The following is a 19,657-nucleotide window of genomic DNA, read 5'->3' on the forward strand; positions in this document are numbered from 1 at the left end:
GTTATTATGTTACCCGTTCTCGCCTCCTTGAGTGGTCATCGTGTCCCGACTTTTTTCTGTTTTTGTGGCTTTTATCGCCAGTTTCCTGCTGATCGGTTCGGCTCAGGCCGAAGTCAAAGTGCTCACCAGCATCAAGCCGTTGCAGCTGATTGCCGCAGCCGTGCTGGACGGTGTGGCGGTTCCCGAAGTGCTGCTCCCACCGGGTGCCTCACCGCATAACTATGCGCTGCGCCCATCCGACGTACGGAAGGTGCAGTCGGTCGATCTGCTGTACTGGATCGGTCCGGACATGGAAGGTTTCCTGCCGCGCGTGCTCAATGGCCGCAAGCTGCCAAGCGTCGCGGTGCAGGATCTGCCGGGGCTGAAACTGCGACATTTCGCCCAGGACAACCATTCCCACGCCGAAGAAACCGACGACCATGATCACGATCACCGCCCGGGCTCGCTGGACGCGCACTTGTGGCTGTCGCCGGTGAATGCGCGGGTGATCGCCGATAAAATGGCCGCCGACCTGAGCGCTGCCGACCCGGCCAATGCCGAGCGTTATCAGCGCAATGCCAAGGCGTTCGATGAGCGTCTGGATGCCTTGGATCAACGCCTGAAACAGCGCCTGGCCAGTGTCGAGGGCAAGCCTTACTTCGTGTTTCACGAGGCGTTTGATTATTTTGAAGACACCTATGGCCTGAAGCACGCCGGGGTGTTCGCAGTAGCGGCTGAAGTGCAGCCGGGCGCCCAGCATGTCGCGGCGATGCGCACGCGCTTGCAGGAAGTCGGCAAGACCTGTGTGTTCAGCGAACCACCGCTGCGTCCGCGTCTGGCGGAGACGTTGGTCGCCGGCCTGCCGGTGAAGCTGGCGGAGCTGGATGCGCTGGGGGGTTACACGCCGGCGACGGCTCAGGGTTATGAGCAGATGCTGGAAAAGCTCGGCAATGATCTGGCTGGGTGCCTAGAATCGCTCTGACACCGAAATCCTTGTGGGAGATTCTATGGTTCATGCCTAGCCCCTAAACGCCTTTGGGTGAGTATTCGCTCTGGTTTTTCAACAGAGCAAATACCACCCGTGCAAGCTTGCGGGCTAGTGCGACCAGTGCTTGGGTAGTGCTCAAACCACGCCCTCTCATAGCCTCATAAAACCCTTTCCACACCGAGGTCCGACTGGCCGCCATTGCAGCGTTGTGCAGCAATCGACGTGCCTCAGGGTCGCCTCGTTTGGTCAGGCAGCGCCGGCCTTTCTTTTTGCCTGAGTCCGCTATGCGCAGATCCATGCCTAGAAAAGCGATGAAAGCGTCGGCATTCCTGAAGTCCCCACGCTGAAAGGATGCGAGCAAGCGGGCGCCAGTCAACGTACCGATGCCTTCGACCTTCATGCAGCGCTTGAGCTGTGCGCCCAAACCGGCTTCTTCTATCTGCGTCAGGATCGTTTTTTCAAGCAAGGTTTCCAGCCTTTGCATGGCGCTTATCTGATTCTTGAAAGCGGTTTTGAGCAGCGGCTCATTCTCCCAGCTCTGCTTGAGGCTGACACGAGCCTGAACCAGAGCCGCACGACGCCGGAACAGACTGATGAGCCGGCAATACAGCGGAGACGGCGGTGTCCAAGGGCGCAAATGGTCCCCTTCGTTTGTCAGATAGCGGGCCAATAAACGAGCATCCAGCGCATCAGTTTTAGCGCGAACGTTCACGCCTTTGCGGTAATGACTGAGTTCATAACCGCCAACCATATAGATCCTGCAGCCATCCGCGTGCGCCAGCTCGGCGAACTCCTGGTGATAAATATTGGTGGCTTCGATGGCGATTGCTACTGGTTTGGCAACGGTCTTGAGCCATTTCTTGATCGCCGTTTTGGTATTGGAGATTGTCTCGAGCCGATCTGATTCGACGTGATAAATCACCAGTTCGTCTTTGGCGACATCAACCCCGACAATCGACTGGGTAGTAGCGACGGGCATTGCCATGAGAAATCCTCCGGGCTAAGGTTTGAACACTTGAAGGGTTCACCCAGAGGCGCAGGCTTGTTCCTATCGTCGGTCTAGGCCAGATGCATTCTTTATCGGCGCTTGGGTGAAAGGAGGAGGGTGAAAATCTCCCACGGTCTGTACTGCGCTAACAGTCAGAATCGAGCCTTGTCCCTCCTCCTCCCTTCAAGTCCTACCATACAAGCGAGCCTGCTCGCGAAAGCGCTGGGTCAGTCAACATACATGCTGAATGGACCTCCGCCTTCGCGAGCAGGCTCGCTCCCACAGGAATCATCGAAACCCTGCTCGCGAAGCTTTTAAAGGGCGAAGGGTAACGGTGTATTGACCTGCTGCCGCTGCGCCAACCGCTGCTCGAATTCCTGCGGATCGTGAATCAGCACATCCTGCCCGGCAAACTGCTCGGCGGCGATCAAGCGTGACAGCCAGAACCGCACACACGCGACGCGCAGCATCGTCGGCCACAACTCGGCCTCCGCCGCGGTGAACGGACGCAGCGCCGCATAGGCGCCGAGGAATGCGCGGGCGCGCGGCCCGTCGAGCACGCCGTCTTCGCTCGAACACCAGTCATTCAAGGCAATCGCCACGTCATAGAGCATCGGCCCCGAACAGGCGTTGTAGAAGTCGATCAGCCCGGTCAGGTGAGTGCCTTCGAACATGGCGTTATCGCGAAACAGATCGGCGTGAATGTTCGCCCGAGGCAACGCCAGAATCCGCTCCTTCTGCACGGTGATTTCAGCCAGCGCCTTTTGCAGCAAGGCCTGCGGTTCACCGCTCAGGTGCGATAAGAATTCGCCACCCTCCTCCAGCATCCAGTCCAGGCCACGATCGGTCTTGCGCTTGATCATGCGCTCGCCCTGAGTCGCCAGGTGCAGATGCGCCTGCAACTCGCCGACCTGCGCGCAATGCTGGGCATTGGCGACCTTGATGTGCTTGCCGGCCAGACGCGGTTGCAACAGCGCCGGTTTGCCTTTCAACTCGCGCAAGGCCACGCCGTCCGTGGTGCGCAGCGCATAGGGCACCGGCAGATCGGCTTGGTGCAGCACATCGAGCAGGTCGATGAAAAACGGCATCTCCTGCACCGGCCCGCGCTCGACCAGGGTCAGGACAAATTCGCCCTGCTCCAGACTGATGAAGAAATTGGTGTTTTCGCTGCCGGCGGCGATCCCCTGGAAATCGAGTAGACGGCCAAGCCCGTAAGGGGCGAGAAAGGTTTCCAGCTCGGGCCGAGCCAGGGGCGTGAACACAGACATGGTTAAAAACTGCTCAGTTCAGGCGTCGCGAGGCGACGCCGATTAAAAGTCGGGAATCTTACTTCCAGGTAAAGATTTCCCACGACGGAATCAGCATATCCGGCTGGTCAGACCGGATGTAATTGGCGTCCGAACCATCGGCGCGCACCAGGAAATACGGTTTGCCTTTCTTGGGTGTGACCTTGATCGCATAGACGAAGCCATTCCGGCTGTATTCCTGAATGGTCTTGTCGCCGTCCGTACGGATGGTGACCTCAGGGTCTCCCCCCGGCGCATCATCCGCCGCCATCGCGGCCAACGGAGAGACAGCAATCAGACCGACCAGCAGCAAGCGATTTAACGTACGCATGATAACCTTGTCCCTTTGTCGTCAACGGTCCCGCTATTCTAGCCCCGGACCCGCCGAAAAGGTTGATCCTGCTCATGAGCCAAGCCCCCCTCGTCCTGGTGGACGGTTCGTCTTACCTGTACCGCGCTTTCCACGCGCTGCCACCACTGACCACGTCCAAAGGCCTGCCGACCGGTGCGGTCAAGGGCGTGCTGAACATGCTCAAGAGTCTGCGCAAGCAGTACCCGGACAGCCCGTTCGCCGTGGTGTTCGACGCCAAGGGCGGGACATTTCGCGATGAGATGTACGCCGAATACAAAGCCAACCGCCCAAGCATGCCCGACGACATGCGCGTGCAGATCGAGCCGCTGCACCAGAGCGTGATCGCCCTCGGTTTCCCGCTGCTGTGCGTGGACGGGGTCGAGGCCGACGACGTCATCGGCACCCTCGCCCGAAGCAGCGCGGCGGCTGATCGTCCGGTGATCATCTCGACCGGCGACAAGGACATGGCGCAACTGGTCGACGGCCACATTACCTTGGTCAACACCATGTCCGGTAGCTCGATGGATGTGGAGGGCGTGAAGGAGAAATTCGGCGTCGCACCGGAGCAGATCATCGATTATCTGGCGCTGATGGGCGATTCGTCCGACAACATTCCGGGCGTTCCCGGCATCGGCCCGAAAACCGCATCCGGCCTGTTGGTCGGGGTCAATGGCGGCCTCACTGAGCTGTACGCCAACCTCGACATCGTCCCGAGCCTGCCGATTCGCGGCGCCAAGACTCTGCCGGCCAAGCTCGAAGAGCACAAGGAGATGGCATTCCTCTCCTACCAACTGGCGACCATCAAGATCGACGTGCCGCTGGATATCGGCCTCGACGATTTGCAGATGGGCCCGGAAGACCCAGCCAAACTGTACGAGTTGTACACCCTGCTGGAATTCAAGAGCTGGCTGAACGACCTCGATCGCGACGCCAAGCGACTGGAACTCAGCGCGGCGGCCGAACCGGCGCCCGCGCATGATCTGTTCAGCGCGCCACTCGCCGAGGCTGCCGCTGCGCCTGCTGAGGCCGCGTACGAAACCATCCTCGATCAGGCACGCTTTGACGTCTGGCTGGAAAAACTGCGCAACGCCGAGCTGTTCGCCTTCGACACCGAAACCACCGGTATCGACGCGCAACAGGCGCAACTGGTCGGCCTGTCGTTTGCCGTACAAGCCAACGAAGCCGCCTATATCCCGCTGACCCACTCCTACATCGGCGTGCCGGAGCAACTGGATCGCGACAGCGTGTTGCGCGCGCTGAAACCGATTCTTGAAGATCCAGACAAGCTGAAAGTCGGCCAGCACGCCAAGTTCGACATGAACATCCTCGCCAACTGCGCCATCGGTGGTGATCAGAACCAAGGCATCAGTGTGCGCGGGATTGCCTACGACACCATGCTCGAGTCCTACGTGCTCAACTCCACCGCGACCCGCCACGACATGGACAGCCTCGCGCTGAAATACCTGGACCACACCACCGTGAGCTTTCAGGACATTGCCGGCAAAGGCGCCAAGCAGCTGAAATTCGACCAGATCGCGCTGGAACAGGCCGGGCCGTACGCAGCCGAAGACGCCGACATCACCTTGCGCCTGCATCAGGCGCTGGTGGAGAAACTCAACGCTATCCCGAGTCTCGCCAGCGTACTGACCGATATCGAGATGCCGCTGGTGCCGGTACTGGCGCGCATCGAGCGCCAGGGCGCCTTCGTCGACGCGGAATTGTTGGGTATTCAGAGCATCGAGTTGGGCAACAAGATGGTCGCGCTGGAGCGCGAAGCGTTCGAAATCGCCGGTGAAGAATTCAATCTCGGTTCGCCGAAACAGCTGGGCGTGATCCTCTACGAAAAGCTCGGCCTGCCGGTGCTGAAGAAGACTGCCAAAGGCCAGCCGTCCACCGCCGAAGAAGTGCTGGCGAAACTCGCCGAGGACGATCACCGCTTGCCAAAGGTGCTGATGGAGCACCGTTCGATGAGCAAGCTGAAAAGCACCTACACCGATCGCCTGCCGGAGCAGATCAACCCGCGCACCGGACGTATCCATACCTCCTATCATCAAGCCGTGGCATCGACCGGTCGCCTGTCTTCCAGCGATCCGAACCTGCAGAACATTCCGGTACGCACCGCTGAGGGTCGGCGCATCCGCCAGGCTTTTGTGGCGCCGAAAGGTTACAAACTGCTGGCGGCGGACTATTCGCAGATCGAACTGCGGATCATGGCGCACCTGTCGCGCGACGAGGGCCTGATGAACGCCTTCCGCAACAACCTGGACGTGCACACCGCCACCGCTGCCGAAGTGTTCAAGGTCGAGCTGCAGGAGGTGAGTTCCGACCAGCGGCGCAGCGCCAAGGCGATCAACTTTGGTCTGATCTACGGCATGGGCGCGCAAAAACTGGGCAAGGACATCGGCGTCGACACGAAGACCGCCAAGGCCTACATCGACACGTATTTCGCCCGTTATCCGGGGGTTCGCGAGTACATGGAGCGCACCCGCGCGCAGGCGGCGGATCAGGGTTACGTCGAGACTTTCTTCGGCCGTCGCCTGTACCTTCCGGAGATTAACTCCAACAAGCCGCAGGAACGCGCCGCCGCCGAGCGCACGGCGATCAACGCGCCGATGCAGGGCACTGCCGCCGACATCATCAAGAAAGCCATGGTCGCGGTAGATAACTGGCTGACGACGTCCGGGCTCGATGCCCGGGTCATCCTGCAGGTGCACGATGAACTGGTGCTGGAGGTGCGTGAGGATCTGGTCGAGCAGGTCAGCGCCGAGATTCGTCAGCACATGAGCGAAGCGGCGACATTGGATGTGCCGTTGCTGGTTGAAGTCGGTGTGGGCAATAACTGGGACGAGGCGCACTGAGGTGCATGTCTTGCCGCGACCAAGGTCGCGGCAAACCCGTTGAAAACGGGCTTAGACCCGAATGCGCTGGAAGCTATTCCAAACTTTTCGAAAAAAATCTGAACTAATCTGGCGACTGAACACTCAGAGGTACTGAATGGCTGGTGAAGCCCTTCGATGCTCCTATGTTGTGTTAAGTGTTGGCAGATATCTGAACCCCGCCCTAGCGGTTCGGAACTTGAACCCCGGAATTCGACCTCCCCAATGAATCCCGGGGCTTTTTTTTGCCCCAAAACTGGCTGTGATGCCGTCATGCTGCGTTAAAGGCACCGCTAAAAATGCTCATTTAGGTCCCCTAAACTCCGCTCTTTAGCGATGCCTTTGCCTTGCCTGACAGCACCACAGACAGTTTTGAACTCGCCTTACTCCGCAGCAGCGGCCTCGGTGTTTTTGTCTGCCAGTTCCATCCAGTCGGCCAGGACGGTGTAGGCCTCTTCCAGGCCCATGCGTTTTGGTGCCGAGAACAGCTGGATGGTGATCGAGTCGCCCCAGCCTTTGCGGATTTCCGACTGTACTTTCAGCAGCGTGTTTTTTGCCGCGCCGTAGGTGAGCTTGTCGGCTTTGGTCAGCAGGATGTGCATCGGCATGCCGGCCGCGACGGCCCAGTCGAGCATCAGCAGGTCGAAATCAGTCATTGGATGGCGGATGTCCATCATCAGAATCAGACCTTTCAAACTCTCCCGGCCACCGAGGTAAGCCTCAAGGTGACGCTGCCAGTGTTGCTTGAGCGGGATCGGTACTTTTGCGTAACCGTAGCCCGGCAGGTCGACCAGACGCCGATCATCGTCTAGCTTGAAGAAATTCAATAGCTGTGTGCGACCCGGCGTTTTCGAGGTCCGCGCCAGGCTGGCGTGCGTCAAAGTGTTCAATGCGCTGGATTTACCGGCATTGGAACGACCGGCAAACGCCACTTCGAAGCCTTCGTCGTCAGGGCATTGATCGACTTTGGCGGCACTGAGCATGAACGTGGACTGTTGGCACAGGCCGAGGATGGGATTCTTGAGTTGCATGGGATTTCCGATGTGGGCGGCGCCGGGATTGGGCGCGGAACGCGGTGTCGCTTCCGTTTCAGTGACGCCAGTATATAATGCCGCAGATTTTGTGTGTGCTTTGTCCCAGCGAAGGATGAAGTTCACGAGAGCGACAAACCTTGATTGCGCATTAGAACGCAGATCGCTCTCAACCCTGAAAAGGTCGTTTTATGACGAAATGGCTGCTGGCTGCCGGAGTCTTGATGCCGCTTTACAGCGCACAGGCTACACAGGATCCGGAAGCAGTGTACAACCGTGTTTGTGGTGCCTGTCATTCCGGCCAACTACCCATGGCGCCCGCAAGAGGCGATCAGGAAGCTTGGACGCCGAGGTTGGCGAAAGGTATGGGGACGCTGGTGCAACACGTGACCCAGGGTTTCAAGGCGATGCCGCCGCGTGGTTTGTGCATGGACTGCAGTGCCGAGGATTACCAGGCCATCATCCTGTGGATGAGCGAGAGTAAACCCGGTCCATAACTTAACCCTTAGCCGTAGTTGGATTAGCTGATGAACAAACTGATCGTGAGTCTGCTGTTGACCGTGGGAATTTCAGGCTTCGCCCATGCTGCTGGCGATGCCGCAGCAGGCCAGGCAAAAGCGGCCGTATGCGGAGCCTGCCATGGCCCGGACGGCAACAGCATGGCACCCAACTTTCCGAAACTGGCCGGGCAAGGCGAACGCTACCTGACCAAGCAACTGAAAGAAATCAAGGACGGCAAGCGGGTCGTGCTGGAAATGACCGGTCTGCTGACCAACCTCAATGATCAGGACCTGGCTGACCTCGCCGCCTACTTCGCCAGCCAGAAAGGCAGCGTCGGCGCCGCCGATCCGAAACTCGTCGCACGCGGTGAAGCGCTGTTCCGTGGCGGCAACCTGGACAAAGGCTTGCCTGCCTGCACCGGCTGCCACTCGCCGAACGGTTCTGGCAACGCCGCCGCCGGCTTCCCGCATCTGGGCGGCCAGCACGCGCAATACATTGCCAAACAGCTGACCGACTTCCGCAAGGAAGAAGGCGGTCGGGCCAATGACGGTGACGCGATGACCATGCGCACCATCGCCCGCAAGCTGAGCGACGAAGACATCGCGGCCGTTTCCAGCTACATCCAGGGCCTGCACTGAGGCGTGGTTTCGGGCGCTGAGCGAGACGGACATCTCCGGCAACGTTAACGCTCGATTAATCCATCGCAGCAAGTATAAAAAGGGTGGCTTTGGCCGCCCTTTTTTGTGGCCGCTGCCGTTACACTACAGCACTCATGCCCGCCGGGACCTGTCTGAAAACAGGTCGAGCGAGGCGACCCAAATTGTTCAGGAGTAAAGCATGCGTAATCTGATCATCAGCGCCGCCCTCGTCGCTGCCAGCCTGTTCGGCGTCACCGCCCAGGCCGCTGAAGCCCCTGCCGCCCCTTATGTCGAACTGGCCAACCCGGTTCCGGTTGCAGTGCCTGGCAAGATCGAAGTGGTCGAGCTGTTCTGGTATGGCTGCCCGCACTGCTACGCGTTCGAGCCGGTGATCAATCCATGGGTTGAAAAACTGCCTTCCGATGTCAACTTCGTGCGCATCCCGGCCATGTTTGGCGGCCCTTGGGACGCTCACGGCCAGATGTTTCTGACCCTCGAAGCGATGGGTGTCGAGCACAAGGTTCACGCGGCGGTATTCAACGCGATCCAGAAAGAACACAAGAAGCTGACCGACAAGAACGACATGGCTGACTTCCTTGCCACTCAAGGCGTGGACAAGGACAAGTTCCTCGCCACCTTCGACTCGTTCGCCATCAAAGGCCAGATCGTCAAGGCCCGTGAGCTGGCCAAGAAGTATGAAATCACTGGCGTGCCAACCATGATCGTCAACGGCAAATACCGTTTCGACATCGGCTCGGCCGGGGGTGCCGAACAAGCGCTGAAGCTGGCTGACGACCTCGTCGCCAAAGAGCGCGCGGCCACCAAGGCGGCTGCCAACTAAGCGCGGCCCTCGCCATGCGCCGCTGGAAGTCTGAACGCAGCGTTGGCCTGCATGATCCGCAGGTCAACGAGCATCACCTGGCGTCCACGGGCTTGCCCGCGGACCAGCGTCTGCGCTTGCTCAGCTTCAACATCCAGGTCGGCATCAGCACCGAGCGCTATCGGCATTACCTGACTCGCAGCTGGCAGCACCTGCTGCCGCACACCGGGCGCTCGGGCAATCTGCAAAAGATCGGTGATCTGCTCGGCGACTTCGATCTGGTCGCCCTGCAGGAAGCCGATGGTGGCAGCCTGCGTTCGGGCTACGTCAATCAGGTCGAACATCTGGCCCAGCTCGGCGCCTTCCCCTATTGGTATCAACAACTCAACCGCAACCTCGGCCGACTGGCGCAGCACAGCAACGGCGTGCTCAGTCGACTCAAGCCGTGGGCGATCGAAGATCACCCGCTGCCCGGGCCGAAAGGTCGCGGGGCAATTCTGCTGCGTTTCGGCGAAGGTCCGGAAGCGCTGGTGGTGGTGATGATGCACCTGGCCCTTGGCGCGCGTACGCGCAGCCTGCAACTGGCCTATATTCGTGAGCTGATCGGTGGCTACAAGCACCAAGTCCTGATGGGCGACATGAACACCCACGCCAGCGATCTGCTGCAACACTCCCCGTTACGCGATCTTGGCCTGCTGGCCCCGCAGGTGGAAGCGACCTTCCCCAGCTGGCGTCCTCAGCGCTGCCTTGATCATATTCTGCTCAGCCCGACCCTGACTCTGGAAAAGGTCGAAGTGCTGGCACAACCGATTTCCGATCACCTGCCGGTCGCGGTAGAGATTCGTCTGCCGGGTTCGCTCACGGCCGATGCATTGCCCGCGTTGAGTCCTGACCTTCGCGGAAGCCCTGAATGAGCGACGACGCCCAGCGCTGGAAAGAGAAATACCTCAAAAGCATCGAACAACAGGACAAGCTCGAACGGCGCTGGGCCGCCCGCCTCGATTTGCTGCGTCGCGGTCTGGTGCGCAGCACCCTGGCGGCGGAAGGCACCGACAAGGCTGTCGATCAATGCATGAAAGAGATGCGCGACGTGGTGCGCACCGACGACATGGACGCCGGCCTCGCCGCCCTGCTGCCACGCCTGGAAAAAGCCGTGCTCGACTCCGAGCAGCGCCGGGAAACCCGTATCGAACAGGTCAGCACCGCACTGACGTCGCTGGTCACGCAGCTACAGGCCTTGCCGCTGCCGCGTGAAGTCGCGCAGCCTTTGAAGAAATTCGCCAAGCAACTGGACGGCCGCGTCAGCTCGGCGCGGGAAATGCCGTTGTTGCTCAGCGAACTGAGTGGCTTGCAAGGCAAGGCGCTGAGCCAGCTGGAAACCCCGGCAGAACCCGGTCGTCCGGGCTTGCTGCAACGCTTGTTCGGCAATCGCGATAACCCGGAAACGCCGGCGCCAGAAGCAGCCACATCGGCCGCAGAGGTTATGCCGCCCTTCCAGGCCGGGGCAGCAGCACAGTCCGAACCCGAGCTGGTGCCACCAGTACCGACCGCGCCGATGACAGTCGCACCCGCTGCCACGATCAGTGCGGCGCCTGACGAAACGCCCCTGGCGGCAGCGCAGACCCCAATAGAACCGCAGCAAGTGGTGGCTTTCGTGCCGCCCACGGTTGCCAGCGATGTCGCCGCTCACCCGACCGAGCCGCCAGCAAAGCCCTTCGAACCCGTGCCCGTGTTCGCCACGGCTGCCGTTCAGCCGCCCGGCGCAGACAACCCCGACGAACTGATTCATCCCGGCGACTCGGTGCCGCTGATGCTCGACAGCCTGCCTTTGCCCGAGCCGATCGCCCAGGCCTTGGCTGCGATCGACCCGGAGCAGTCCGAGCAGGACATCCTGTTCGCCCTGCCGGATTCCCCGGAGCCGTCCTACAGCTCTGTCGCCCGGCACATCGAAGACACCCTGATCGGCCTGCTCGATGACCTGACCCTCCCGGAACGTCATCGTCCGCAAGCCGAAGCGATGCGCGATCGGCTCAAACACGGTCTGAACTGGTACGAACTGATCCCGATCCTCGACGATCTCGCGACACTGATGCTGGCAATCACCGACAGCGGCCAGCACGAGTTCGAAGCGTATCTGCAGCAACTCAATGAACGCCTCGAAGCATTTCAGAGCAACCTGCAAGCCGCCAGCGACGGCCACGCCGACAACAGCTCGGCAGCGCGGGCGATGGACACGCAGATCCGCGAGCAGGTCGACGGTTTGCAGACCAGCGTGCAGGAAGCGGCGGACCTGGACGACCTCAAGCAAGTGCTGGAGAACCATTTAGAAGGCCTGCTCGGCACCATGGACCAGCACCGCCAGCAGCGCGACGCCCGCGAACAGGAAGTGGCGGCGCGGCTCAAAGGCTTGTCCGAACGGGTGGCGCACATGGAGCAGGAGGCCTTGGGCTTTCGCGAACATCTTGAAGAACAACGGCAGAAAGCCCTGATCGACCCGCTCACCGGCCTGCCCAATCGCGCGGCCTGGAGCGAACGCCTCGAACACGAAATCAAGCAATGGCAGCAGCACGGCAACACCCTGAGCCTGGCGATGCTCGACCTTGACCACTTCAAGCGAATCAACGACAGCTATGGCCACCTGGCCGGTGACAAAGTGTTGAAGATCATAGCCACGGTGTTGCGCAAACGCCTGCGCGGTTCTGACTTCATCGCGCGTTTTGGCGGTGAGGAATTCGTTCTGCTACTGCCCGCCACACCGCCAGCAGTCGGCGCAAAATTGCTGGAAGCATTGCGAGCGGCGGTCGAAGCCTGCCCGTTTCACTTCAAAGGCGAGCGTGTGACGATCACCATTTCCATGGGCCTCGCGTCATTCAGAGCCGGCGAACATAGCGATGTGGTGCTGAAACGAGCCGATCAGGCGTTGTATCGGGCAAAAAATGCAGGTCGCAACCGGGTCGAGCTGGGTTGAGCAAATTGTTCCATTTTGTTTAATTCCGCTCGCTGACCGTCGATACGCAAGGCATTACGTTACACTGTTGCATTATCGTCTCCCGTGTACTCCTTTCTGCCATGAAATTTTTCGCCCTTATTGCTTCGTTGCTCGTCTTGGCCGGTTGCGCGAGCGGCCCGCGCTACGACACCAGCCACCCTTCGGCCAACTTCGATAGCCGCATCCAGTTCGTTGTCGTGCACTACACCTCGGCCTCGCTGGAACGTTCCCTGCAGCTGCTGACCCACGGTGAAGTCAGCAGCCATTACCTGATCGGCGACGACAAGGGCGGCACCGTCTACAAGCTGGTGGATGAAAACCAGCGCGCCTGGCACGCCGGGGAAAGCCAGTGGCAGGGACGTACGTGGCTCAACTCCAGTTCGCTCGGCATCGAAATCGTCAACCCCGGTTTCAAGGACACCCCGACCGGGCGCCTCTGGTACCCGTACAGCGAAGCACAGATTCAATCGCTGATCGCCCTGCTCAAGGACATCAGCAAGCGCAACGGTATCAGCCCGCAGCACATCATCGGTCACAGCGATATCGCGCCGCTGCGCAAACTCGATCCGGGTCCATTGTTTCCATGGAAGCGTCTCGCCGCCGAAGGCCTTGGCCGGTGGCCGAACGAACAAGCGGTGGCGCGTCAGCAAGCAATATTCAGCAGCGGCGAGCTGCCGAATATCAGCTGGTTCCAGGCGCAGCTGGCGCGCGTGGGCTACGACACGCCGCAGACCGGCGAACTGGACATCGCCACCCGGCATGTCCTCGCGGCGTTTCAAATGCACTATCGCCCTGCACGCTTCGACGGCACGCCGGACGCGCAAACGGCGGCGCTGCTGCTGGTCCTCAATCAGACAAAATAATGACGCCCGCCCGACGGTCAGCGCAAATTCACAATCAGCAGCTATAACTCATTGGTAATTCTTCGGATATCCCCTGATGGCTGCTACCCGAGAGACGCTGCGTAGCTGGTTTTATCGCCCGGTGTTTTTGGCGATGATTGCGGCTGTCCTCAGTGCCAGCCTGCTGATTGCCGGCGGAATGTTCGTGGCGATGCGTCAAGTCGAGCAGAATGAAAGCCAGGAAATGAACGCCCAGGGTGAGCGTTTTCTGGTGCGTCTGGAACAACTGTTCGGCCAGTTGCGCGAAAGCCTCGACGATCTTGAAGCTCAGCCATTGCGCAGCTGCGACGATGAAATGATCGCCACCCTGCAACAAGTCACCTTCAACTATCGCTTCGTGTATGAAGCGGCCTACATGGACGCCTCACGCACCTGCTCCAACCGTCCGCGGCAGGAAGGCCTGTCGAGTGCTCGCGCACCGGACATCACAGGCCCGACTTACAGCTATTGGCTGAACACCACTACAGAACCTGATGAAAACCGCGCGGCGCTGATGCTCGGGCGCGGCAACTTCCGCGTGGCCACCTCGCGCGGGCACCTCACCGACATGGTCGACCTGTCGCCCGGCAGCAGCCTGCTGGTCGTACTCGACCACGGCACTCGGGCCATCCCGGTGCTGGGCCAGGCGCAGATATGGCCGCCTACCGAACCGTGGCCGCCGAAAGCCAGCGCTGCCTTGCAAGTCACACATACCCGCCTGATTTACCGTATGCCCACCGACAGCCCGGAATATCAGTTGGTGTTGATCGCGCCACGCACCGGCATGCACATTCCGGTCGTATGGTGGTGGGTGATTCCGCTGTGCGTGGTGCTCGGCGCCTTCGTTGGCTTCTGCGTGTTCTTGCTGGTGCGCCAGCGCCAGTCGCTCGACGCCGAGCTGCACGGCGCGATTCGGCGCGGTGAGTTGCAGGTGCTCTATCAGCCGATTTTCGATCTCGACAGTCGCAACTGTGTCGGCGCCGAAGCCCTGCTGCGCTGGCGGCGACCGGACGGCACGCTGACCAGCCCTGACCTGTTTATCCCGATGGCAGAAAATACCGGACAGATTCGCCAGATGACCGACTTCGTCCTGCAACGCTTGCTGGAGCAACTGGGTCACTTATTGCGGGCCAATCCGCAGCTTTATATCTCGGTCAACCTCGCCGCCTGCGACGTGATGGTGCCGCGCGTCGGCCAGGTCATGGCGCGTCTGCTGACCTTGCACCGGGTCGCGGCGCGGCAGATTGCCTTCGAAGTGACCGAGCGCGGCCTGATCGATGTGGTGGTGGCACGGGAAAATCTGCAAGCCTTGCGCGATGTCGGCCATCAGGTACTGATAGACGATTTCGGCACCGGCTATTGCAGCCTCGCCTACCTGCAAACGCTGCCAGTCGATTGTCTGAAAATCGACAAGGCGTTCATCGACGCCCTGGGTCATGACGCGGCAAGCAGCGGCGTCGCGCCGCATATTATTCATATGGCCCAGGCACTGGATCTGAAGGTGATTGCCGAAGGCATCGAGCTGGAATCGCAAGCGCAATTGCTCAGCAGTGAAGGGGTGAAGTTCGGCCAGGGCTGGCTGTTCGCTCATGCGCTGAGTGCGGTGCAATTCATCGAACTGATCACCCGTGGTCGCCGCCTCGTCGGGCGGCGCATGGACGATGAAGCCTGAAAACGCCCAGGCGGTATGGAACAGTGCCTAAACGGCCAAGGCCATATAAAACTGCGTGCCCTGCCCCGGCCGCGAATACACGCCCATGCGGCCGCCGTGCAACTGGACGATTTCCTTGCACAGCGCCAACCCGAGCCCGGCGCCGCCCTTCTTGCGGCCGACCTGCACGAACGGTTCGAAGATTCGCCCTTGCTGCCCGTAGGCGATACCTTCGCCATTGTCTTCGACGCTGATGATCACTCGCTCGCCATGCCGACGCGCCTGCAAGCGAATTTGCCCGTCGCGGGCGGTGTGACGCAAGGCATTGTCGATCAGGTTGTCGAGGACCCGATCCAGTTGCGCCTGATCGGCCTGCAAGCGTGGCAACGGTCCCTGCACTTCGACCTTCAAGGCAATGCCCTTGGCCTCTGCCGCCTCGGCGAAACGCAGTTGCGCCTGTTCCAACAGGTCCTCGATGGAACACGGTGCGAGCGTGAGTTTCTGCAAGCCGTTCTGGTAGCGCGAAAAGTTGAGCAGGTCGTTGATCAACTGCATCAGGCGCTGCATTTCTTCGTTGACCGTGTCGAGCAAGTCCGCTTCGCGCGACTCTTCCGGGAATTTTGCCCGCTCGCGGAACAGGCCGAACGCCATGTGCATGCCGGTGACCGGCGTGCGCAGCTCGTGGGAGGCGCGCAGGACGAACTCGCTGCGCACCCGTTCGAACGCACGCTGCTCGGTGACATCGTGCAGCACCATCACCGCACCAAGGATGTGCCCTTGGGTATGGCTGACCGGCGTCAGGCTGTAGGTCAGTAACCGCGATTCGCCGTCGACTTCGATGCTCAGATCGTCTGGCGCGCGCTCAAGCGTGCCGCCGCGCAACACCAGTTGCAGCTGCGCATCCAGCTCAGGCCGGCCGAGGGCGGTGCCCAGGCCCTGACCGAGACGGTCGTCTTCCCAACCCAGTTGCCGCTGGGCGACCGGATTGAGGTGCTCCAGTTGCCCTTGGCGATCAATCATCAACAAGCCGTCATCGATGCTGTCGAGGACCGCCTGCAAGCGTTGCTGCCCGGCCAGCAGCTCATCGACGTTGGTCGCCTGGTGCTCGCGCAAGGCCTCGGCCATCTGGCCGAAACGTTTGGTCAGCTGATTCAGTTCCAGCGATGAGGACACCGGCAGAGTCACGTCGTATTTGCCTTTGCCGATTTCGTCCGCCGCTTGCGCCAGCGCTTCGATCGGCGCGCCAAAACGCCGGGCCACACCGTGGGCCGTGACAAATCCGATAATCAGTACGGCGAGCCCCACCAGCCCGAGCAGGCCAGCGATCAACAGGGCGCGATCGCGTGCGTCGTTTTGTACGCCGTTGATTTTATCCAGTGCGTGTTTGTGTTCGGTGATCAGCCCGTTGCGCAGAATATTGAAGCGCTCGCGGAAATCGGCGCTGGAGCTTGCGGCGTTGCTCGGGTCACGCGACAGATCGAAGGCTTGCAGGAAACTCAGGTAGTCGGCCTTGGCCTGGCTGAAGCCGTACTGGCGCTCTTCATCGTGCTGCTCTTTGGCGATGCCTTCGTCAAGCAACTGGAAGTAATGCTGTTTGGAGGCCTCGAACGCGACGGGGTCAGGCTTTTCCGCGAGCATGATGATCAATTGATCGCCCAAGGTCTGACGTAACTTGAGCCCCAGTTCAAGGGTGACGAAGTTGCTGCGCACCAACGCTTCCTGGGTTCCGGCCATCTGCATCACGCTGACCAGCCCGAGCAGCAACCCGAGCAAGGCCACGGTGATCAGTGCGGAGATGCTCAGGAACAAACGGGTCCGCAACTTCATCGCCAGTTTCATCGTCGGGCGCTCACAGGTTGTACTGCTTGCGCTTGCGATACAGGGTCGAAGCGTCGATACCCAGGGTCTTGGCGGCTTGGTCGAGGGTGCCGGCGGTGGCGAGGACGGCGCCGATATGAGCTTTTTCCAGTTCGTCGAGGCTCAGTGCGGCGCCGACCCGTGGCGCGTTGTTGGCCGGTTGCTCGGCCATGCCGAGGTGGCTGATTTCCACACGTTCCTGCGGGCAAATGATGCTGGCCCGCTCAACCACGTTGCGCAGCTCACGGATGTTGCCGGGCCAACGGTAGCCAAGCAGCGCCTCGCGGGCCTCGTCACTGAAACCACGCGCCGGGCGCGCATATTCTTTGACGAAGCGCGCCAGGAAGCGGTCGGCCAGGGTCAGGATGTCCTCGGCGCGCTCACGCAGTGGCGGCAGATGCAGCGTGATGACGTTGAGGCGATAGAGCAGGTCTTCACGGAAGCGCCCGTCGCGCACCATGTCTTCGAGGTTAAGGTTGGTCGCCGCCAGAATCCGCACATCGGCGCGGCGCGTGACCGGGTCGCCTACCCGTTCGTATTCCTTGTCCTGAATGAAACGCAGCAATTTCGGCTGCAACGTCAGGGGAAAATCGCCGATCTCGTCGAGAAACAGCGTACCGCCGTCAGCCTGATTGACTCGGCCCAAGGTGCTTTCGCTGGCGCCGGTAAAGGCGCCGCGGCTGTGGCCGAACAGTTCGCTCTCCATCAACTCGGCGGTCAGCGACGGGCAGTTGATGGTTACGCAGGATTTTTTCTCGCGTTTGCTCCAGCCGTGAATCGCGCGGGCCAGTTCGCCCTTACCCGTGCCGGACTCGCCGAGAATCAGAATGTTGGCGTCAGTGCTCGCAACCTGGCGGGCCGTCTCGAGTACGACCTTCATGGCCGGGCTGTGGGAGTCGAGGCCGTCCTTCGGTTTGCGGATTTCGCCTTCCAGCGCTTCAAGGCGTGCCGACAATCGGCGCACTTCCAGTTGCTTGGCGGTGGCCAGACGCAACTGGTCGGGGCTGCACGGTTTCACCAGATAGTCCGCCGCGCCGGCCTGAATGGCATCCACCGCGGTATCGACAGCCGAGTGCGCGGTAACGATGACAACGCGCATCCAAGGCGCCTGGATACGCATTTGCGCCAGTACATCCAGACCGTTGTCTTCACCCAGACGCAAATCAAGGAAGCACAGATCGAACACCTGACGTTGCAGCAATGCCTCGGCCTGAGCCGCGCTGTTGGCGGTGGCCACCGTATAACCTTCGTCTTCGAGGCAATAACGGAAGGTACGCAGGATGGCGGATTCGTCGTCCACCAGCAGAATGCGGCCTTGATGCTCAGTGGCAGATTCCATTTTTCCTACGCTCCATAGTGATTGGTCTTGGGTTAGTCCCGGAAAAATCGGGCAAGTTGCATGGTTTATTCTGAACGATGCAAGCCATAGGAGGGTAGCCCTCTCCAGCCGATACGGCCAATACGTTGATTTTGTTGATTTTTTAATCCGCCACGGTTTTGCAGGGCTTGTCCTGCGTACAGCTCTGACATCTGCGGCGTGCTCTTCATTCCGTAAGACCGAAATCTCCTACGAAATAATCGTGCAATCCGCACGACGCTGGATAACCCCATCGTGCAGGATGCGTCGCTGAGGCTTTTTCATATATCTATAACTTATTGATTTTAAAGGGATTTTTAATCAATCAAAAACTGGCATGCAGGCTGCAATAACTGTTTCAGCCCGGGCAGATCAGCACTGCCCCAACCGAACAAGAGTGAGGAACCCAGGATGACTCGCCAACGTGCCGCCCACATGCGTCTCTCGCCACTGCATATCCAGCAAGGTCTGTTCGCTGTGCTGGCGCTGCTGATCACCCTGATCGCCTGCCAGCAATACCTGCGCTGGGAAAACAGCCAGCAGCCGGAAGCGCCATTGGTGTCGATGCAGCATGCGACGCAGAGCCATTTCAGCGCCGTCAGCAGCACTCAGGACGAGCGCGCCACGATGCGCATGATGGAAGTCGATCAGGCACAACCGCTCGATCAACTGCCTCGCGAAGAACGTTGGGTTTTCTGACTCGCTAAAACCGATTCGGGCGCGCCGCGCCGGAACACGTAACACCCCTAAATAGAGAAGTAAGGAGAATCACCATGTTGAGCTGGGCAATTACATTCTTGATCATTGCCATCATCGCCGCCGTACTGGGCTTCGGTGGTATCGCGGGCACCGCCACGGGTATCGCCAAGATTCTCTTTGTCGTGTTCCTGGTGATGTTCATCGCTTCCTTCTTCTTTGGCCGTCGCGGCCGAGGTTAACAATGACAGTCTTGAAGACGCTGGCCGCCGCCCTGCTTCTGGGCGGCAGTGCCATGGCGATGGCGGCCAATGACGGCCAGACCCGGGTCAACGAACTGCTCGCTGCCGATGAGCAGTATCGTGAGACCTGGGAAAGCGTTATCAAAAAGGAAGAGCGCGTACCGGAATGGGTCATCAACCTCTCCGGCACTTCGGAGCAACAGATGCATGCCGTCACTGAAGACGGCGACAAGTATCTGGTGGGCCCGCTCTGCGAAAATCAGGACAAGTGTCTGAACCATCGCTTGATCGTCGCCTTCAGCTTCGACAAGGACGACGCCTACGCCATGCTGGTCGATGTACCGGAAGGTCTGCCGCAGGACAAGTCGCCGACGCGACACGCCACTTACCGCTTCTTCGGCAAGCCTGACCAGGGTATGCAGGATCTGCTGATGGAAACCCTGAAGAAAGATCCGAAGTGGTACTGATTCGAACATGAAGGCAGCAGCCCTGCTGCTTTCCATTGCGCCCACCCGAGGAGGGTCG

General features: G+C 60.2%; 18 protein-coding genes. 12 read left to right on the top strand and 6 right to left on the bottom strand.

All coding sequences use genetic code 11. The features are described from left to right. Positions 1 to 40 precede the first annotated feature (40 nt). Positions 41 to 961 (top strand): zinc ABC transporter substrate-binding protein ZnuA, encoded by a 921-nt coding sequence (znuA, locus tag BLU24_RS00760; RefSeq protein WP_093106346.1) that lies wholly within the window; start codon positions 41 to 43, stop codon positions 959 to 961. 43 nt (positions 962 to 1,004) lie between these two features. Here znuA and BLU24_RS00765 read toward each other — a convergent pair whose 3' ends face one another. The 3 genes from BLU24_RS00765 to BLU24_RS00775 all read right to left on the bottom strand — a co-directional run bounded on the left by BLU24_RS00765 (position 1,005) and on the right by BLU24_RS00775 (position 3,572). After that, on the bottom strand, positions 1,005 to 1,952 hold the full coding sequence (locus tag BLU24_RS00765; protein ID WP_093096277.1) for an IS110 family transposase: 948 nt from the start codon (positions 1,950 to 1,952) through the stop codon (positions 1,005 to 1,007). Positions 1,953 to 2,269: 317 nt separating this feature from the next. After that, a complete protein-coding gene (locus BLU24_RS00770) occupies positions 2,270 to 3,223 on the bottom strand; it encodes a homoserine kinase (protein ID WP_093096283.1) in 954 nt (317 codons plus the stop codon). A gap of 58 nt (positions 3,224 to 3,281) precedes the next feature. Further along, complete coding sequence (locus BLU24_RS00775) at positions 3,282 to 3,572, bottom strand: DUF2782 domain-containing protein (RefSeq protein ID WP_090287949.1); 291 nt, start codon at positions 3,570 to 3,572, stop codon at positions 3,282 to 3,284. Between the two features lie 74 nt (positions 3,573 to 3,646). Between BLU24_RS00775 and polA the strand changes: the two genes are divergently transcribed. Continuing rightward, complete coding sequence (gene polA / locus BLU24_RS00780) at positions 3,647 to 6,451, top strand: DNA polymerase I (RefSeq protein WP_093096288.1); 2,805 nt, start codon at positions 3,647 to 3,649, stop codon at positions 6,449 to 6,451. A 401-nt stretch (positions 6,452 to 6,852) separates the two neighbouring features. Here polA and yihA read toward each other — a convergent pair whose 3' ends face one another. After that, positions 6,853 to 7,500, bottom strand: a complete 648-nt coding sequence (yihA, locus tag BLU24_RS00785) for a ribosome biogenesis GTP-binding protein YihA/YsxC (RefSeq protein WP_093096291.1) — start codon at positions 7,498 to 7,500, stop codon at positions 6,853 to 6,855. A 191-nt stretch (positions 7,501 to 7,691) separates the two neighbouring features. Here yihA and BLU24_RS00790 point away from each other — a divergent pair, with 191 nt between their 5' ends. The 7 genes from BLU24_RS00790 to BLU24_RS00825 all read left to right on the top strand — a co-directional run bounded on the left by BLU24_RS00790 (position 7,692) and on the right by BLU24_RS00825 (position 15,001). Continuing rightward, on the top strand, positions 7,692 to 7,997 hold the full coding sequence (locus BLU24_RS00790; RefSeq protein ID WP_016772347.1) for a c-type cytochrome: 306 nt from the start codon (positions 7,692 to 7,694) through the stop codon (positions 7,995 to 7,997). A 30-nt stretch (positions 7,998 to 8,027) separates the two neighbouring features. Beyond that, complete coding sequence (locus tag BLU24_RS00795; RefSeq protein WP_090287941.1) at positions 8,028 to 8,639, top strand: c-type cytochrome; 612 nt, start codon at positions 8,028 to 8,030, stop codon at positions 8,637 to 8,639. A gap of 199 nt (positions 8,640 to 8,838) precedes the next feature. Then, the gene (locus tag BLU24_RS00805; protein WP_090287938.1) at positions 8,839 to 9,480 is read left to right on the top strand and encodes a thiol:disulfide interchange protein DsbA/DsbL; all 642 of its coding nucleotides are present in this window, start codon (positions 8,839 to 8,841) and stop codon (positions 9,478 to 9,480) included. A gap of 14 nt (positions 9,481 to 9,494) precedes the next feature. Next, positions 9,495 to 10,373: an endonuclease/exonuclease/phosphatase family protein gene (locus BLU24_RS00810; protein ID WP_093096303.1), complete on the top strand. Its 879-nt coding sequence runs from the start codon at positions 9,495 to 9,497 to the stop codon at positions 10,371 to 10,373. Further along, the gene (locus BLU24_RS00815) at positions 10,370 to 12,427 is read left to right on the top strand and encodes a GGDEF domain-containing protein (protein WP_093096310.1); all 2,058 of its coding nucleotides are present in this window, start codon (positions 10,370 to 10,372) and stop codon (positions 12,425 to 12,427) included. Before BLU24_RS00810 ends, BLU24_RS00815 begins: the two co-directional genes overlap by 4 nt. 101 nt (positions 12,428 to 12,528) lie before the next feature. Next, positions 12,529 to 13,311 (top strand): N-acetylmuramoyl-L-alanine amidase, encoded by a 783-nt coding sequence (locus BLU24_RS00820; protein ID WP_093096315.1) that lies wholly within the window; start codon positions 12,529 to 12,531, stop codon positions 13,309 to 13,311. Positions 13,312 to 13,387: 76 nt separating this feature from the next. Next, positions 13,388 to 15,001 carry an EAL domain-containing protein gene (locus tag BLU24_RS00825; RefSeq protein WP_172833231.1) on the top strand — a complete coding sequence of 538 codons (1,614 nt, stop codon included), beginning with the start codon at positions 13,388 to 13,390 and terminating at the stop codon, positions 14,999 to 15,001. Between the two features lie 27 nt (positions 15,002 to 15,028). Here BLU24_RS00825 and BLU24_RS00830 read toward each other — a convergent pair whose 3' ends face one another. Next, positions 15,029 to 16,819, bottom strand: a complete 1,791-nt coding sequence (locus BLU24_RS00830; RefSeq protein ID WP_093096328.1) for an ATP-binding protein — start codon at positions 16,817 to 16,819, stop codon at positions 15,029 to 15,031. 10 nt (positions 16,820 to 16,829) lie between these two features. Next, positions 16,830 to 18,176 (bottom strand): sigma-54-dependent response regulator transcription factor AlgB, encoded by a 1,347-nt coding sequence (algB, locus tag BLU24_RS00835; protein WP_093096334.1) that lies wholly within the window; start codon positions 18,174 to 18,176, stop codon positions 16,830 to 16,832. A 429-nt stretch (positions 18,177 to 18,605) separates the two neighbouring features. On the opposite strand from algB, the gene BLU24_RS00840 reads away from it, so the two are divergent. The 3 genes from BLU24_RS00840 to BLU24_RS00850 all read left to right on the top strand — a co-directional run bounded on the left by BLU24_RS00840 (position 18,606) and on the right by BLU24_RS00850 (position 19,599). Next, positions 18,606 to 18,893: a hypothetical protein gene (locus tag BLU24_RS00840; RefSeq protein ID WP_093096338.1), complete on the top strand. Its 288-nt coding sequence runs from the start codon at positions 18,606 to 18,608 to the stop codon at positions 18,891 to 18,893. A gap of 74 nt (positions 18,894 to 18,967) precedes the next feature. Next, the gene (locus BLU24_RS00845; RefSeq protein WP_003177151.1) at positions 18,968 to 19,132 is read left to right on the top strand and encodes a DUF1328 domain-containing protein; all 165 of its coding nucleotides are present in this window, start codon (positions 18,968 to 18,970) and stop codon (positions 19,130 to 19,132) included. Positions 19,133 to 19,134: 2 nt separating this feature from the next. Next, positions 19,135 to 19,599 carry an inhibitor of vertebrate lysozyme family protein gene (locus BLU24_RS00850; protein ID WP_090287921.1) on the top strand — a complete coding sequence of 155 codons (465 nt, stop codon included), beginning with the start codon at positions 19,135 to 19,137 and terminating at the stop codon, positions 19,597 to 19,599. Positions 19,600 to 19,657: the final 58 nt, after the last annotated feature.

Origin of the sequence: Pseudomonas sp. Z003-0.4C(8344-21) (genome assembly GCF_900104975.1) — a bacterium.
GTDB classification, from domain to species: domain Bacteria; phylum Pseudomonadota; class Gammaproteobacteria; order Pseudomonadales; family Pseudomonadaceae; genus Aquipseudomonas; species Aquipseudomonas granadensis.

What these genes read in the sequence shown, in the direction of transcription:
- BLU24_RS00765 (WP_093096277.1), bottom strand. Translation starts at nt 1,952, where the DNA reads ATGGCAATGCCCGTCGCTACTACCCAGTCGATTGTCGGGGTTGATGTC.
- BLU24_RS00770 (WP_093096283.1), bottom strand. Translation starts at nt 3,223, where the DNA reads ATGTCTGTGTTCACGCCCCTGGCTCGGCCCGAGCTGGAAACCTTTCTC.
- BLU24_RS00775 (WP_090287949.1), bottom strand. Translation starts at nt 3,572, where the DNA reads ATGCGTACGTTAAATCGCTTGCTGCTGGTCGGTCTGATTGCTGTCTCT.
- polA (WP_093096288.1), top strand. Translation starts at nt 3,647, where the DNA reads ATGAGCCAAGCCCCCCTCGTCCTGGTGGACGGTTCGTCTTACCTGTAC.
- yihA (WP_093096291.1), bottom strand. Translation starts at nt 7,500, where the DNA reads ATGCAACTCAAGAATCCCATCCTCGGCCTGTGCCAACAGTCCACGTTC.
- BLU24_RS00790 (WP_016772347.1), top strand. Translation starts at nt 7,692, where the DNA reads ATGACGAAATGGCTGCTGGCTGCCGGAGTCTTGATGCCGCTTTACAGC.
- BLU24_RS00795 (WP_090287941.1), top strand. Translation starts at nt 8,028, where the DNA reads ATGAACAAACTGATCGTGAGTCTGCTGTTGACCGTGGGAATTTCAGGC.
- BLU24_RS00805 (WP_090287938.1), top strand. Translation starts at nt 8,839, where the DNA reads ATGCGTAATCTGATCATCAGCGCCGCCCTCGTCGCTGCCAGCCTGTTC.
- BLU24_RS00810 (WP_093096303.1), top strand. Translation starts at nt 9,495, where the DNA reads ATGCGCCGCTGGAAGTCTGAACGCAGCGTTGGCCTGCATGATCCGCAG.
- BLU24_RS00815 (WP_093096310.1), top strand. Translation starts at nt 10,370, where the DNA reads ATGAGCGACGACGCCCAGCGCTGGAAAGAGAAATACCTCAAAAGCATC.
- BLU24_RS00820 (WP_093096315.1), top strand. Translation starts at nt 12,529, where the DNA reads ATGAAATTTTTCGCCCTTATTGCTTCGTTGCTCGTCTTGGCCGGTTGC.
- BLU24_RS00825 (WP_172833231.1), top strand. Translation starts at nt 13,388, where the DNA reads ATGGCTGCTACCCGAGAGACGCTGCGTAGCTGGTTTTATCGCCCGGTG.
- BLU24_RS00830 (WP_093096328.1), bottom strand. Translation starts at nt 16,819, where the DNA reads ATGAAACTGGCGATGAAGTTGCGGACCCGTTTGTTCCTGAGCATCTCC.
- algB (WP_093096334.1), bottom strand. Translation starts at nt 18,176, where the DNA reads ATGGAATCTGCCACTGAGCATCAAGGCCGCATTCTGCTGGTGGACGAC.
- BLU24_RS00840 (WP_093096338.1), top strand. Translation starts at nt 18,606, where the DNA reads ATGACTCGCCAACGTGCCGCCCACATGCGTCTCTCGCCACTGCATATC.
- BLU24_RS00845 (WP_003177151.1), top strand. Translation starts at nt 18,968, where the DNA reads ATGTTGAGCTGGGCAATTACATTCTTGATCATTGCCATCATCGCCGCC.
- BLU24_RS00850 (WP_090287921.1), top strand. Translation starts at nt 19,135, where the DNA reads ATGACAGTCTTGAAGACGCTGGCCGCCGCCCTGCTTCTGGGCGGCAGT.